This is a genomic window from Pseudomonadota bacterium (assembly GCA_013285445.1).
Lineage (GTDB): Bacteria > Pseudomonadota > Gammaproteobacteria > Xanthomonadales > Wenzhouxiangellaceae > Wenzhouxiangella.
Map to the genome: position 1 here is coordinate 1,151,350 of CP053448.1, position 15,109 is coordinate 1,166,458.

Below are 15,109 nucleotides of genomic sequence, written 5' to 3' on the forward strand. Positions count from 1 at the left end.
GCTGGTTGCGACGGGGCGGGGTGCAGTAAAATGGCAGGCTGTGCTTGCAGGCTCCGGTTGCCGCCCCCAACTTGACCCAAGCCCGAACCCGAATCTTCGACCAACGGATTACCCATGCTCAAATCCCTGATCACCAAGGTCGTGGGCAGCCGCAATGAGCGGCTGATCAAGCGGCTCTACAAGGATGTCGAGGCGATCAACGCACTCGAATCCGAGTTCAAGAAGCTCAGCGACGAAGCGCTGAAGGCCAGGACCGCCGAATTGCGGCGGCGACATGCTGACGGTGCCAGTCTCGACGAGCTGCTGCCCGAGGCCTTTGCCGCGGTCCGCGAGGCCTCGGTGAGGATGCTCGGAATGCGCCACTTCGACGTTCAGCTGATCGGCGGCATGGTGCTGCACCAGGGCAAGATTGCCGAAATGAAGACCGGTGAGGGCAAGACCCTGATGGCGACCCTGGCCGTTTATCTCAACGCCATCGCCGACAAGGGTGTGCATGTGGTCACCGTCAACGATTATCTGGCCCGGCGCGATGCCGACTGGATGAGGCCGATTTATTCGGCGCTCGGTTTGACGGTCGGCGTCTCGGTGCCGGGCATGGCGCCGGACGACAAGCGTCAAGCCTATGCCGCCGATGTCACCTACGGCACCAACAACGAGTTCGGTTTCGACTACCTCCGTGACAACATGGCCTTCTCGCTCGAACAGCGGGTGCAGCGCGGCCGCAGCTTCGCCATCGTCGACGAGGTCGACTCGATTCTGATCGATGAGGCCAGAACGCCGTTGATCATTTCGGGACCGACCGACGAGGGCCCGGACATCTACGTCAGGATGAATCGCATCGTGCCCCAGCTGGAGCCACAGCGCGAAGAGGACGGTCCGGGTGATTTCACCATCGACGAGAAGACCAAACAGGTCTACCTGACTGAAGACGGCATGGCCAAGGTCGAGCGCCTGCTTGCCGATGCCGGCATGATCGAAGCCGAAGACAGCCTGTACAACGCCCACAATCTCGGCTTGATGCATACGCTCAATGCCTCTCTGCGCGCCCATCACCTGTACCAGAAGGACGTTGACTACATCGTGCGTGACGGGGAGATTGTCATCGTCGACGAGTTCACCGGCCGCACGCTGCCGGGGCGGCGCTGGTCGGAGGGTCTGCACCAGGCAGTCGAGGCCAAGGAGGGCGTGCCGATCCAGCGCGAGAACCAGACGCTGGCCTCGATCACCTTCCAGAATTATTTCCGGCTCTACGACAAGCTCTCCGGCATGACCGGCACGGCCGACACCGAGGCCTACGAGTTCCAGACCATCTACGGCCTGGAAGTGGTCGTCATACCGACGCACAAGCCGATGATCCGGGATGATCGCGCAGACCTGGTATTCCTGACCAAGGAGGAGAAGTTCGCCGCCATCGTCGAAGACATCCGCGAGCGTGTGGCCCAGGGTCAGCCGGTTCTGGTGGGGACGACCTCGATCGAGAACTCGGAGCTGATTTCACGCCAGCTGAAGAAGGCAAAAATCCGGCACGAAGTGCTCAATGCCAAGCAACACGAGCGCGAGGCGCACATTATCGCGCAGGCCGGGCGTCCGGGGGCGGTCACCATTGCCACCAACATGGCCGGGCGCGGCACCGACATCGTGCTCGGCGGCAACCTCGATGCCGAGCTGGCCGAGCTGGGCGAGGACGCCAGCGAGGCGCAGCGCCTCAAGGTGCGCGAGGAGTGGCAGAAGCGGCATGATGAAGTCGTGGCGGCCGGCGGGTTGCACATCATCGGCACCGAGCGACACGAATCGCGACGTATCGACAACCAGCTCAGGGGCCGTGCCGGCCGTCAGGGCGACCCGGGGTCGAGCCGCTTTTACCTGTCGCTTGAAGACAACCTGATGCGGATCTTCGCCTCCGAGCGCATGGGTTCGATGATGCAGAAGCTCGGCATGAGAGACGGCGAGGCGATCGAGCATCCGTGGGTGACCCGGGCGATCGAGAATGCTCAGCGCAAGGTCGAGGCGCACAATTTCGACCTCAGAAAGCACCTGCTGGATTTCGATGACGTGGCCAACGATCAGCGGCGCGTGATTTACGCCCAGCGCAACGAGCTGATGGAGGCCGAGGACATCAAGGACACAATCGACGCCATTCGTGCCGAAGTTTTCGATAGCCTGATCAGCCAGTTCATCCCGCCCGAGTCGATCGACGAAATGTGGGATCCGGAGGGGCTGGAAAAGGCCCTGGAAGGCGAGTTCGGTATCAGTGTGCCGGTCCAGCGCTGGCTGGACGAGGACGAAGATCTGAACGAGGCCGCGCTGCGCAATCGGATCATGGAGCGAGTCGAGGCGCACTATCAGGCCAAGGAAGAAATGACCGGATCGTCGATCATGCGGCGGTTCGAAAAAGCCCTGATGCTGTCGATTCTCGACCAACAGTGGAAAGAGCATCTGGCGAGCATGGACTACCTGCGGCGCGGCATCAACCTGCGCAGCTTCGCGCAGAAGAAGCCGCAGCAGGAATTCAAGCGCGAAGGGTTCGAGATGTTCACCGCCATGCTCGATACGATGAAGCATGAGGTGATGAAGGCGCTGGCGCGGGTGCAGATTCGAAGCCAGGGTGATGTTCAGGCCGTCGACGAACAGCGCCAGCGCGAAACGCCGATGCAGTTCCGGCACGCCGAGGCGCAGTCGGCAACCGCCGGCGGTGCCTCGGGCGGCCACGGACCGGCTCAGCCCGCAGCACCGCAGCCGGAGACCTTCGTTCGGGAGGGTCGCAAGGTGGGCCGCAACGAGCCGTGCCCCTGCGGATCAGGCAAGAAATACAAGCACTGTCACGGCAAGCTTGCCTAGCCCGCGGGAAATGCCCGAAACCTGCGTGCGGGTCGCTGCCGGCATCCTGCGGGACACCAACGGCCGCGTGCTCCTGTCGCAGCGACTGCCCGGCCGGCATCTCGGGGGTACCTGGGAGTTTCCGGGCGGCAAGTGCGAGGCCGGTGAGACCCCGCGCGCCTGCCTGGTCCGCGAGCTGCACGAGGAACTGGGCATCGAGGCCCGATCGGTCCGTCCCTGGTTGACCCTGACCCATCATTATCCAGACCGCAGCGTACGCCTGATGCTCTACGAGGTGCCCCACTGGGCCGGCGCGCCGCGTGGCTGCGAAGGTCAGGCGCTGCGCTGGCGCAAGCCCGAAGACATGACCGCCCTTGCGATGCCCGAGGCCGATCGGCCGATCGTTCGGACCCTGCAGTGCGACGGCCGCTACGCCATCACGCCGCCGCTGATGGATGGCGGCGACGACCGGCGGCTACTCGCCTGGACGCGCGCACGCCTGGACGAGGGCATCGGGCTGCTGCAGCTGCGCGCGCCCGCGCTGGATACGGTCGAACTGGAGCGCCTGGCCGGCGCGTTCAACCGCCTGGTTCGGTCGCATGCCGGCGCGCGCTGGCTGCTTTACGGCAAGCCCGCTCAGGCCGAGGCCTTCGGTGCCGATGGGGTGCATCTGTCGACCGCCTGCCTGCGCCGAGTGAACTCGCGCGTCCTGCCTGACGATCGTCTTGTGACCGCCTCATGCCGTGACCCCGGTGACCTGCAACGGGCCGGTGAGGTCGGGGCGGATTTCGTTACTGTGCCAGCGGTGCCGCCGGGCAAGGCGCGTTCCTCCTCTGGCTCCTCTGGCTGGCGGAGACTGGCGTGGTTGTGCCGACATTCGATGTGTCCCGTTTACGTGCTTGATGCCGTCACGCCAGCCGCCCTGAGACGAGCACGCCGCCTGGGCGCATTCGGGGTGGCCGGTTGCTTCGGCCTGTCGCCGTCGGAGGCGTCGTGAAGCGCATTGCCCTGCCGCTGAAGGCGCGCTCCCTGCCCGGTCCGGGACACGCGGAAGTCTGGCTGACCGACCTGACCGCTCTGCCGATTGATTTCAGTGAGCCGCGGCACACGCGACGCCAGGCCCTTGCCCGGCGCCGCTTGCGCCAGCAGTTCATCCTGCGCCTGCTGCTCGGCGCCTACCTGGGCTGCCCGGGCAAGGATGTCGAGCTGGTGCGCACTGCGCGCGGTAAGCCGGTGCTTGCCGGGCGGTGGGCCAACAGCCCACTGGCGTTCAGTGTGTCGAACGCTGATGAGTGGCTTGCGGTGGCGGTTGCGCGCGGTGCCGCCGTTGGCGTTGATATCGAGATTCAACGACCACTGCCGCGCGCAGTGCGTCTGGCGCGGCGATTCCTGTCGGTGCCGGAGGCCGAGTGGCTGAACACGCTCGATGAGCCGCTGCGCTCGCGGCAGTTCCTGCGTCAGTGGACCGCACGCGAAGCGCTGGTCAAGGCCCGGGGCAGCGCGCTGGCGGTTTCGCTGGGCGCGCTCGAGCTGGACTGGCAGCCGGCTCGAATCAGACGATTGCCGCCGGACTGGCCCGGGACCGGGCGCTGGACGCTCTCGCCGCTGTTGCTGCCGGCCAGACTGATCGGCAGCCTGGCCCTCGATCAACCCGACCACCGGGCCGAGCTGCTGTGGTTGACCGTTGACCTCGGGCGTGACTGAACGCGAGTTCTCAGCAGCGGTTGGTGTCGAGCATTGCGTTGCTGCTTGTGGTGGCCCCGCCGACGCCTGACCCGCGGTCCCGGTACCGCTTCGTGCAGTCGCGTGAAATCGTCCATCCGGGTTGGTCGCCGGTTCGGCTTCCGGCGCCGGTCAGGTAGCATGTGCGGATGCTGCGCCGCTTGAGACCAGACTGGAGGACACGATGACCATGCCGCGAACCTGTCGATACCCGGACACCGGAGACTGAACATGCTGCTGCAGCAAGCAACCTGGCCAGAGGTGGCGACCTATCTTGAACGATCAACCGGGCTGGTGATTCCCATTGGTTCGACCGAGCAGCACGGACCGACCGGCCTGATCGGCACCGACGCGATCTGTCCCGAAGTGATCGCCAGGGGCCTGGCCGCGGAAGGTATCCTGGTGGCGCCGACGCTGAGTGTCGGGATGGCCCAGCATCACCTCGGTTTCCCCGGTTCGATCACGCTTCGGCCCGCCACCCTGCTGGCGGTCGTTCGTGATGTGGTCACTTCACTGGCCGTTCACGGCTTCACCCACTTCTATTTTCTCAACGGCCATGGCGGAAACACCGCCACCGTTCATGCCGCCTTTTCCGAGATCTGGGCTGACGCGAGCCTGTCAGGCAGCGCTTCCGGTTTGCGCATGAGGCTGGGCAACTGGTTCGCCGGCCGCCGGGTCCAGGCCCTGGCGCGGGAGCTCTACGGCGATGCCGACGGCAGCCACGCCACGGCCTCGGAGATTGCTCTGACCTGGTATGCGCATCCCGAGCAGGTTCGCAGCGACACGCTCGATCCGGTTCGCGCTCCACAGGGCCCCATCCGTGACGCGGATGACTACAGGAAGCGTTTTCCCGACGGCCGCATTGGCTCGGAACCGCACCGGGCCACGCCCGCGCACGGCAAACGCTTCTACGAGGCGGGTCTAGCCGACGCCCTGGACGACTATCGGCGATTTATCGAGGATCATCACTAGCCCGCATTATTCATGAATCGCCGCGATGATTGCGCAGGGGATTGTTCGCACAGCGGATTTTCCGACCGAGCGGAATACCAGGCTGTATTTCCGAGGGAGGAAAATCCGCTGTGCGGGCAAGGCGCAAGCAAGGGCGCGAGTGAATTCATGAATAATGCGGGCTAGTGGTCCTTCAACCTGATCATTGAGGATTCAGCGTTCCTGTGGCGCTTCGCTGCCTTGCTGTCGAGATGCACAGCGCGGCTGAATGCAATCTACATTGCTGCCGGGTTAATAATACCGCCAGGCGCGCCAGCCGGTGATGATCCCGGCGCCGGCGACGAAGACCGCCGGCAGTGAATAGCCCTGCCACAGCGGCGCCACCTGATAGCCGGCCAGCACGGCCGCCGCGACCAGCAGCCCCGAGGCCAGTATGGCGCCCGGCAAGCGCCGGTTGTGCCGCTGCATCTGCGCGGTCAGCTGCTCGAGGTCGTGGGAATCGATGCGAGTGCGCAGCTGACCCGTGCGAGCCATTTTCAGATAGTCATGGACCAGTCCGGGCAGTTCCGGGGAGCGTGCCAGCCAGCCTGGCAGTTCCCTTGCCAGTCGACGGGCCGTGCGCGGCAGACCGTAGCGCTCGGCGAATATGGCCTCGAGCTCGGGCTTGGCAACGGCCCAGATATCGAGCTGCGGGAACAGCTCACGTGCCATGCCCTCGATATTGAGCAGGGTTTTCTGCAGCATGATCAGCTGGGGCTGCAGGGTCAGCTTGAAGCGGCGCGCCACCGAAAACAGCGCAATCACCATTTCGGCAAAGGACACGTCCTCGAGGGGGCGGGTGAAATTGGGCTCACCGACGGTGCGCGCGGCGGCCGCCAACTCGTCGATCCGGGTGTCGGCGGGTACCCAGCCGGCTTCGACATGCAGTTCGGCAACCCGCCGGTAGTCGCGATTGAAAATCGCCAGGAAGTTCTCACCGATGTAGTAGAGATCCTCCGGCGTGAGGCTTTCGACGATGCCGAAGTCCAGGGCAATATAGGTCGGATCGGCCGGATCGCTGGTGTCGATCAGGATGTTGCCCGGGTGCATGTCGGCATGAAACAGATTGTCGCGGAACACCTGCGAGTAAAAGATGCGGATGCCGCGGCGAGCCAGTCGCTCCAGATCGACCCCGCGGCGCTTGAGTTCTGCCAGATCCTTGACCGGCACACCCTCGACGCGCTCCATGACCAGCACCTGGGAAGCGGTCAGCCGCCAGTGAATCACCGGGATGTAGAGATCGTTTGATCCCTCGAAATTGCGTCGCAGCAGCGAGGCACTGGCGGCCTCGGCCTTCATGTCCAGTTCGCGCTCGATCACCCGCTGGAATTCGCTGACGATATCGTCGGGCCGAATGCGATCCCCCTCGGGGTGGTAGCGCCGAACCAGGCGCGCCAGCGCTCGCAGCAGCTCCAGGTCGCGACCAATCTGACGCTGAATGCCGGGCCGCACGACCTTGACCACCACGCGCTGGCCCTGCTCAAGCACGGCACCGTGGACCTGTGCGATCGAGGCCGAGGCCAGCGGTCGGTCGTCGAACTCGCTGAACAGCCTGTCAATCGGTCGTGCCAGCTGGGATTCGATGATGGCCCGTGCCTGATGTGCCGGGAAGGCCGGAACGGCATCCTGCAGTGCGGCCAGCTCGTCGGCAATATCAGATGGCAGCAGGTCGCGTCGGGTCGAGAGGATCTGGCCGAATTTGACATAGATCGGTCCGAGCTCCTGTAGCGCAAGTCGCAACCGGGCACCGCGCGGCAGCTCGCGCACTCGCCGGCGACCCCAGGGCAGCAGGCGCACGGCACGGGCGAACTTCAACGGCGGCAAAGCCACAAGCAGTTCGTCGAGGCGGTATCGTGCCAGCGTCAGGGCAATGCTGGTCAGGCGAAGGGTGCGCCTGATCACGGGCGGTTCCGGCTGCGCCAGCGGCCTTCCAGTCGATCGACTGCCTCACGCAATTCGTCAACCGCCTCGCCAAAAGCATCGAACTCATCGCGGCTGACGAGCAGATCGGTACGTTCCTTCAGGAACTGTTCAGCACGAACTGCCGCCTTGCCGGCCGCGCGCCGGGCCCCAGCCCGCGTGTCGAGCAGCACGCGCCAGAGCTGATGACCGATGACCGGCCCAAAGCGCTCGACGAACGCCGCTTCCCAGTCGGGGTCAAGCGTTCTGAGCAGCTTCTCGAAGGCCTGGGCTGTGGTCAGGTCGCCCTCAATGCGCACGCCGCTTCCCGGCGCCCGCCAGTCGGGCACGGCCATTACCAGCAGGGCAGTTGGCGTACCGCAGACGGTGGTATCGGGCTGGGTTTCGCATTCGGCGCTGACGCTCATCGTCTGATCCTGTCCCGAGAAGAACAGATCGATGCCCAGGCCCTTGAGTTCGAGCCGAACGCAGCGACCTGCCAGCGGTCGACAGCGCTCGCCGCCGGCCGCATCCAGGGCCAGGGCGCGTTTCAGGGCCTGGTCGATGATACCGGCCAGCAGGCCGGGCAGGGGTGTCAGGTAGCGGCCCACGTCACACCTTCGCACCATGGTGAATGGCGCAGATGCCGCCGGAGAGATTGGACCACTTGACCCGCTCGAATCCGGCTTCGCGCATGTGCCCGGCCAGGGTTTCCTGGTCCGGAAAACGACGAATTGACTCGGCCAGGTACTGATAGCTCTCCGCATCGCCGGCAACCTGGGCCCCAAGGCGCGGCAGCACCTTGAACGACCAGCTGTCGTAAAGCCTGGACAGGCCGGGCAGCCTGACCGTGGAGAACTCGAGGACGTGGACCCGGCCGCCCGGCTTGAGCACCCGGTACATCTCGGCCAGCGCGCGATCGCGAAACGTGACGTTGCGCAGACCGAAGGCGATCGTGACGTGATCGAATTGGTTGTCGGAGAACGGCAGCGTCTCGGCGTTGACCTGCAGCCACTCCAGTCCCTGTACCAGGCCGATGGCGTCCATGCGCGAACGCCCCACCGTCAGCATGTCGTAATTGATGTCGGCGACGCACACTTCGGCGCCGCGCCCGCGTGACAGGCAGGCGATATCGCCGGTGCCACCGGCCAGATCGAGCTGCCGCTGGCCGGACCGAATGCCGCAGCTGGCCACAAAGTGCCGCTTCCACAGACGATGAACGCCCAGGCTCATCAGGTCGTCGTTCATCAGGTCGTAGCGGGTCGCTACGGACGAAAAGACGCGGCCGACCAGCCGGGTCTTTTCTTCGGGACTTACTTCGCGGTAGCCGAAATCGGTCATTTCTTCAGGTTTCAGGTTCAGGTAAAAACGGTTTCCGGTTTCCGGTTTCCGGTTTCCGGTTTCCGGTTTCCGGTTTCCGGTTTCCGGTTTCGGGCCTTCGATCATCTGCGGTGTGGCCGGGGCGCTCGGCTGGCAATGTGCAATGCTTTTCGGTACGAAATCGTCCGTCTTCACCATACGCTCCGGAAACCGGAAACCGGAAACCGGAAACCGGAAACCGGAAACCGTAAACCGGAACACCGCATCCCTTGAGTCTATTCCATTCCCGCTTCCTCGAGCCGCTGCCGGTAGCGGGCCAGGTTGGCGGCCATGTTCTTTCCGAGATCATAAAGGAAAGACCATGAATAGATGCCGGAATCGTGGCCATCATCGAAGATCAGCTGAATGGCATAGCGTCCCACCGGCGCAATGGCGCTGATGTTGACCTCGTCCTTGCCGGTCAGCAGCTTTGGCTCGGACAGGCCGTGGCCGCGGACTTCGGCCGACGGCGAATGGGTCCGCAGATAGGCACATGGCAGCTCGAAACGCTCGCCGTTGTCGAAGATCACGCGCAGCACCCTGCGGGATCGTTCCAGCTCGATTTCGGTCGGCTCGGGCATGCTCATGGTGCGGAGTAGTAGGTGGGCGATCCCGGCCCGACCGGCATGCCCAGGCCAAATACCCACAGCAAGAACAGCAGCGACCAGCCGATGAAATAGCAGATCGAGTAGGGCAGCATGGTGGCGATCAGGGTGCCGATGCCGAAGTTGCGGTCGTAGCGTGCCGCCCAGGCCAGGATCAGCCCGAAGTAGCTCATCATCGGCGTGATGATGTTGGTGGTCGAATCACCGATGCGGTAGGCGGCCTGGATGACCTCGGGCGAGTAACCGATGAACATCAGCATCGGCACGAAGATTGGCGCGGTCACGGCCCACTGCGCCGAGGCCGAGCCCAGCGACAGGTTGACGATGCCGCACATGATGATGAACAGCACGAACACCAGCGGCCCGGTCAGGCCGATGTTCTGCAGGAAATCGGCGCCGGTCACCGCCAGGATCAGGCCGAGATTCGACCAGCCGAAAAAGGCCACGAACTGGGCGGCGAAGAACACCAGCACGACGTAAAGCCCCAGCGTCGAGATGGCCGAGGCCATGCCGTCGATGACGTCGCGGTCGTTGCGCACCGTGCCCACCACCCGCCCGTAGGCAAAACCGGTGACCAGGAAGAAGATGAAGATCCAGGCCACCACCGAACGGAAGAAGGGCTTCGAGCTTTCCAGGAAGTCGCTGGCGTCAGCCGCCGGGTCGCGCAGCAGGCCGCCTTCGGGCAGGACCAGCAGCGCGATCAGCCCGAGCACGCCCAGCGTGGCCAGGCCGGCGACGACCAGCCCCTTCTTCTCCTTGCCGTCCAGCGGTTTCATCTGGCTGTCGTCGAGCACTTCCGGCTCGGCATTGGAGTCGTCGTAGCGTCCCAGCTTGGGTTCGACGATGAAGATGGTCACCAGCGAGCCGATGGCGGTGATCAGGAAGGTCGACACGATCATGAAATACCAGTTGGCCGTGGCGTAGACCTCGTAGCTCGGGTCGATCAGCTGCGCGGCCTCCTCGGTGATGCCGGCCAGAAGCGGATCGATAGTGCCCAGCAGCAGGTTGGCCGAGTAGCCGCCGGAGACCCCGGCGAAGGCCGCGGCCATGCCGGCCAGTGGATGCCGGCCCAGGGCCAGGAAAATGGCACCGCCCAGCGGCACCAGCACCACGTAGCCCATCTCGGATGCGGTGTTCGAGAGCACCCCGGCGAAGACCAGGGCAACGGTCACCACGTGCTTCGGGGCGCTGAGGACGATGCCGCGCACCAGCGCCGAGATCAGGCCGGATTTTTCGGCCACGCCGACGCCGAGCATGGCCACCAGCACCACGCCGAGCGGCGCGAAGTTGACGAAGTTGTCGACCAGGCCGCTGAGAATCCGGCGCAGTCCCTCTGCATTGAGAAGGCTGACTGCCTCGATGGTGGCGCCTGCCGCCGCGCTGGGCCGCGGGTCTGCCACGCTCACGCCCAGCCAGCCGAACAGGCCGGACAGGAACACCATCAGGGTCGCCAGCAGGGCGAACAGCGTGACCGGGTGGGGCAGGAGATTGCCGAGCCACTCGACGATGTCGAGGAAGCGGGTAAACCAGTTGCGATCGGCGACGGCAGTCGCGGCGTTGTCGTTGTTGCTCACGGATGAAATTCCAGCGTTTGAGCCCGAAAGCCGCGGCGGCGGCGAGCCGGCATGATAGCGCAAGGTCGCGGCGGGTGCAGTCGACGGGCCGGGTGGGCGGTTGCCTTGGGGGGGCAGGGGGCGGCTGGGCCGGGGCGGATCCGCCTCAGTTCGACGCGTGGCGAGGCCTTCGGCGGATCATCGCACTGCAGACGGCCCGCGGGGCGACGTCAAAGGCCGAGCGCGAACAGCCCCAGGCAGAGAATCAGTCCGGCCAGCGGGATGAGCACGGTCAGCGCGCCCATGGCCGGGTAGGCGGCGCGGTGCGACTCGTTGCAGATGGCGCGGATGGTGGTGACCACATAGCCGTTGTGCGGTAGCGAGTCGAGCGCGCCGGAAGAGATCGAGACGATTCGGTGGAGCTGTTCAGGGTCGACGCCGGCATCGACATAGTGCGGGCCAAGGATCGGCAGCGCGATGGCCTGACCGCCGGAGGCCGAGCCGGTCATGGCGGCGATGGCCGAAACGGCAATCGCGGCGCTGACCAGGCCACTGCCGGGCAGGCCGGTGACCCAGACAACGGCGGCATCGAAGGCCGGCGAAACCTTTGCGACCGTTCCGAAACCGACCACCGCGGCCGTGTTGCCGATGGCGACCAGCGCGCCGACACCGCCTTCAGTCGGCGCGGCGCCAGGCTCGCGCAGGTGGCGCAGGTTGATCGCGGCCGCGCCGAAGCAGCCCGCCAGCAGGGCGACGATCAGGGCGGAAATGCCGAGGCGGTCATGCAGGGTGAACGAAAAGCCCAGCACCAGCGCGAGCGGGACCAGCGACAGGATCGGATGGGGCAGATGGGTGCGGCCGCTGGCCGGATCGACCTCGCGTTCCTCGAAACGCTCACCGCGCTCGACGGCGCGCCTGAGCATCCACTGCAGCCAGACATAGCCGGTGGTGGCCATGAAGATCGCGACCACGAGGCTGGCCTGCCAGGCGGCCAGCGGGCCGGTACCGAGGTGCTCGATCGGGATCCAGTTCTGGATCTCGGGCGATCCGGCCGAGGTCATGGTGAAGGTCACCGAGCCGAAGGCCAGGGTGGCGGGAATGAAGCGCCGCGGCAGATCGGCATCTCGGAACAGGGCCAGCGCCATTGGGTAGACCGAGAACGCGACCACGAACAGGCTCACCCCGCCATAGGTCAGCACGGCGCAGGCCAGCACCACGGCTAGCGCGGCCTGCCTGGTGCCCAGCCGGCGCACGATCCAGTGGGCGACCGATTCGGCACCACCGGAGGACTCCATCAGCTTGCCGAACAGCGAGCCGAGCAGAAAGACGAAGAACCAGGATGCTATGAAACCGGTAAAGCCGTCCATGTACTGGGTGATCAGATCGGCCTGTCCGGCATTGGCCAGCGGCGGCAGCAGGGCAATGTTCGAGGTCAGTGCCACCAGCAGCGCGCACAGCGGCGTGGCCACGAACAGGCTCATTCCGCGCATAACGAGCACGATGAGCAGCGCGAGGCTGCCAAGCAGGCCGATCAGACTGAGCATCGGGAGCATCCCGGCTTGGGTATGCCGGGCATGTTGGCAAGCACCGGCACTTGCGGGGAATTGGACCAAGGTACAGGTTACAGCCCGGGCCTGGTGGACTAGTCTGCGACCTGGGTCAATCGCCGCGGTTTCGGCACGCGGCGTCCGTTCTTGCCAGCAAGCGAAGGGAGTCAAGATGAAAAACAATCGATCCATACTCGGCCTGGCGGTAGCGCTCGGGCTGGTCGTGTCGTTCGCGGTCCCGGCGCAGGACGTGGAGACGGCGGGTGACGAGTCGAACGAGACCGACACCGAAACGCAGGCGGATCTTGGCTCGATCGAGGTGACCGCCCGGCGCCGCACGGAAAACCTGCGCGACGTGCCCATCTCGGTGACCGCCATCTCCGGTGAGGGATTGTCGGATAGCGGCGCCCAGGACATCACCTACCTCAATCAGGTCGTGCCCAATACCACCCTCGAAGTTTCGCGCGGCACCAGCAACACCCTGACTGCCTTCATCCGCGGCATCGGCCAGCAGGATCCGGTTGCCGGCTTCGAAGCTGGGGTCGGTATCTATGTCGATGACGTCTATCTGAACCGCCCGCAGGCGGCAGTGCTCGACATATTTGACGTCGAGCGCATCGAAGTGCTCCGCGGCCCGCAGGGCACGCTATACGGGCGCAACACCATCGGCGGGGCGGTCAAGTACGTGACCCGGCGACTGGGTCGCCAGCCCGCCGTCAGTGCGCGTGCCAGCCTGGGTAATTTTTCCCAGCGCGACCTGGTGGTCAGCGGTGAGACGCCAGTTGGCTCGAACGCCGCCATCGGCGCCAGCCTGGCCACCCTCAATCGCGACGGTTTCGGCACGAATCTGAATCTCGGCGAGGACAATTACAACAAGGAGGTTCTGGCCGGACGCGTCAGTACGGAATGGTCACCGACGCACAGCTGGTTCGTTCGCCTTGCGGTCGACTACTACAAGGATGATTCCAACCCGGTGGGAGGACATCGTCTGATCCCGGGCCTGTTCTCGGGTGCCCCGGTGCTTGATGACGTGTTCGATTCGCGTAGCGGCATCCAGGGCGCCAATGAAACCGAGCAGCTGGGCGTCAGCCTGCTGGCCGAGTACGATATCAATCCCGATTGGCAGTTCAAGTCGATCACGGCCTGGCGCGATGACGAGAATACCCAGCAGATCGACTTCGAGGCGCTGCCGGCGGTCGATGTCGATGTGCCGGTCATCTATGACAACGAACAGTTCAGCCAGGAATTCCAGCTCAATTACGTCAGTGAACGCATCAGCGGAGTCACCGGCTTCTACTATCTTGACGCCAATGCCTTCAACGCCTTTGATGTGCGCCTGTTCCAGACGGGGGATCTCATCGGCCTGCCCGGCCTCAACGCATTCACGCTGGGTGATGTCGATACCGAGACCTGGTCGCTGTTTGCCGACGCCAGTTTCGACCTGGCAGCGTTTCTTGATCTGGAAACCGGCATGGAGTTGTCCATCGGTGCCCGCTACACCAGCGACAAGCGCTCCTCGCAGATCCTGCGGCAAACCATGCTTGGAGAATCTTCGTTTTTTGGCGGTGATCCGACGGTCATCGGTACCACCTCGGATTTCGAGGGATCCGAGACGTTTACTGACTTCTCTCCGCGCGTGAGCCTGGCCTGGCAGCCGACCGCCGACCACAATGCCTATGTATCCTTCAGCCAGGGGTTCAAGGGCGGCAGTTTTGATCCGCGGGGTGCGACGACGGCGGCACCGGATCTTGATGGTGACGGCACAGTCAGCGATGCTGAGATCTTCGAGTTCATGAAGTTTGATCCCGAGCAGGTCGATACCTGGGAGGTCGGGGTCAAGTCGCAGTTCGCAAACGGCCGCGTCAGCACCAGCTTCGCCCTGTTCTACAGCGACTACACCGATATCCAGGTGCCCGGCTCGATCGGCGTTGATACCGATGGTGACGGCGTGTCCGATACATTTACCGGTGTGACGACCAATGCCGGGGAAGCCACGGTCAAGGGGCTGGAGTTCGAAATGAGCGCGTTGCTGGCGCGTCATCTCTGGAGTCGAGGCGACGCACTCACGACCAGCCTCAACGTCGGCTACATCGACGCCGCCTACAAGGAGTTCATTACTGCGGTTAGTGATCCGGCAACCGGCGCGCAGTCACTTGAAAACGTCGCCGATGAGCGCGTGTTCCAGAACACGCCCGATACGACCGCGCACTGGAACATTCGCTATGACCGGCCCCTGAGCCTGTTCGGGGCTGATGGTGAACTGTCGCTGATCGGGGCGTGGTCGTTCCGTGCCGAGACTCACCAGTTCGAGATTCCCTCGCCGTTTCTGGATCAGCCGGCCTACAGGCTCTATGATCTGCACCTGTTGTGGAAACGTTACGATGGCCGCTACGAAATCGGGCTGCACGGCCGCAATCTCGGCGACGAGGAGTACAAGACGGCCGGGTACGTCTTCGCGACGCCGGATGGCAGCGCCTCTACGCTCGGACTGGAAGGCGTATTGAATGCGTTCTATGGTCCGCCGCGCACGATCACACTGACCGGCACGATCAACTTCTGAGCCGGGCATGGCTCTCCACCTCGGGGTCGGACCGCAGTATCGGGTCCGACCCTTTTT

Annotated in this window: 11 protein-coding genes; 5 read left to right on the top strand and 6 right to left on the bottom strand. The window is 64.5% G+C overall.

Annotation, left to right across the window (positions count from 1 at the left end; translation table 11 throughout):
• Nucleotides 1-114: 114 nt before the first annotated feature.
• The 4 genes from secA (at nucleotide 115) to HND55_05265 (ending at nucleotide 5,511) form a co-directional block, all read left to right on the top strand.
• Nucleotides 115-2,838 (top strand): preprotein translocase subunit SecA, encoded by a 2,724-nt coding sequence (gene secA, locus HND55_05250; protein QKK02118.1) that lies wholly within the window; start codon nucleotides 115-117, stop codon nucleotides 2,836-2,838.
• A 10-nt stretch (nucleotides 2,839-2,848) separates the two neighbouring features.
• Nucleotides 2,849-3,814, top strand: a complete 966-nt coding sequence (locus HND55_05255) for a Nudix family hydrolase (GenBank protein QKK02119.1) — start codon at nucleotides 2,849-2,851, stop codon at nucleotides 3,812-3,814.
• Nucleotides 3,811-4,521 (top strand): 4'-phosphopantetheinyl transferase superfamily protein, encoded by a 711-nt coding sequence (locus tag HND55_05260; GenBank protein QKK02120.1) that lies wholly within the window; start codon nucleotides 3,811-3,813, stop codon nucleotides 4,519-4,521. The genes HND55_05255 and HND55_05260 overlap by 4 nt, the downstream gene beginning before the upstream one ends.
• A gap of 249 nt (nucleotides 4,522-4,770) precedes the next feature.
• Nucleotides 4,771-5,511 (top strand): creatininase family protein, encoded by a 741-nt coding sequence (locus HND55_05265; GenBank protein QKK02121.1) that lies wholly within the window; start codon nucleotides 4,771-4,773, stop codon nucleotides 5,509-5,511.
• Between the two features lie 270 nt (nucleotides 5,512-5,781).
• Here HND55_05265 and ubiB read toward each other — a convergent pair whose 3' ends face one another.
• From ubiB to HND55_05295, 6 genes are all read right to left on the bottom strand, one after another.
• Nucleotides 5,782-7,431: a ubiquinone biosynthesis regulatory protein kinase UbiB gene (ubiB, locus tag HND55_05270; protein QKK02122.1), complete on the bottom strand. Its 1,650-nt coding sequence runs from the start codon at nucleotides 7,429-7,431 to the stop codon at nucleotides 5,782-5,784.
• Complete coding sequence (locus tag HND55_05275) at nucleotides 7,428-8,039, bottom strand: hypothetical protein (GenBank protein QKK02123.1); 612 nt, start codon at nucleotides 8,037-8,039, stop codon at nucleotides 7,428-7,430. Before HND55_05275 ends, ubiB begins: the two co-directional genes overlap by 4 nt.
• Nucleotide 8,040: 1 nt before the next feature.
• Entirely contained in the window at nucleotides 8,041-8,769 is a 729-nt protein-coding gene (locus HND55_05280; GenBank protein QKK02124.1) for a class I SAM-dependent methyltransferase, read from the bottom strand.
• Nucleotides 8,770-9,023: 254 nt separating this feature from the next.
• Nucleotides 9,024-9,368, bottom strand: a complete 345-nt coding sequence (locus HND55_05285) for a DUF971 domain-containing protein (protein QKK03998.1) — start codon at nucleotides 9,366-9,368, stop codon at nucleotides 9,024-9,026.
• Between the two features lie 2 nt (nucleotides 9,369-9,370).
• Nucleotides 9,371-10,966, bottom strand: coding sequence for an AbgT family transporter (locus tag HND55_05290; GenBank protein ID QKK02125.1), 1,596 nt, complete (start codon nucleotides 10,964-10,966; stop codon nucleotides 9,371-9,373).
• A gap of 209 nt (nucleotides 10,967-11,175) precedes the next feature.
• Nucleotides 11,176-12,489 carry a GntP family permease gene (locus HND55_05295; protein ID QKK02126.1) on the bottom strand — a complete coding sequence of 438 codons (1,314 nt, stop codon included), beginning with the start codon at nucleotides 12,487-12,489 and terminating at the stop codon, nucleotides 11,176-11,178.
• Between the two features lie 175 nt (nucleotides 12,490-12,664).
• Here HND55_05295 and HND55_05300 point away from each other — a divergent pair, with 175 nt between their 5' ends.
• Nucleotides 12,665-15,052: a TonB-dependent receptor gene (locus tag HND55_05300; GenBank protein QKK02127.1), complete on the top strand. Its 2,388-nt coding sequence runs from the start codon at nucleotides 12,665-12,667 to the stop codon at nucleotides 15,050-15,052.
• Nucleotides 15,053-15,109 lie beyond the last annotated feature (57 nt).

Bases quoted from the DNA above. Each gene is read 5' to 3' on its own strand.
- secA (QKK02118.1), top strand. From the start codon at position 115: ATGCTCAAATCCCTGATCACCAAGGTCGTGGGCAGCCGCAATGAGCGG.
- HND55_05255 (QKK02119.1), top strand. From the start codon at position 2,849: ATGCCCGAAACCTGCGTGCGGGTCGCTGCCGGCATCCTGCGGGACACC.
- HND55_05265 (QKK02121.1), top strand. From the start codon at position 4,771: ATGCTGCTGCAGCAAGCAACCTGGCCAGAGGTGGCGACCTATCTTGAA.
- HND55_05280 (QKK02124.1), bottom strand. From the start codon at position 8,769: ATGACCGATTTCGGCTACCGCGAAGTAAGTCCCGAAGAAAAGACCCGG.
- HND55_05285 (QKK03998.1), bottom strand. From the start codon at position 9,368: ATGCCCGAGCCGACCGAAATCGAGCTGGAACGATCCCGCAGGGTGCTG.
- HND55_05295 (QKK02126.1), bottom strand. From the start codon at position 12,489: ATGCTCAGTCTGATCGGCCTGCTTGGCAGCCTCGCGCTGCTCATCGTG.
- HND55_05300 (QKK02127.1), top strand. From the start codon at position 12,665: ATGAAAAACAATCGATCCATACTCGGCCTGGCGGTAGCGCTCGGGCTG.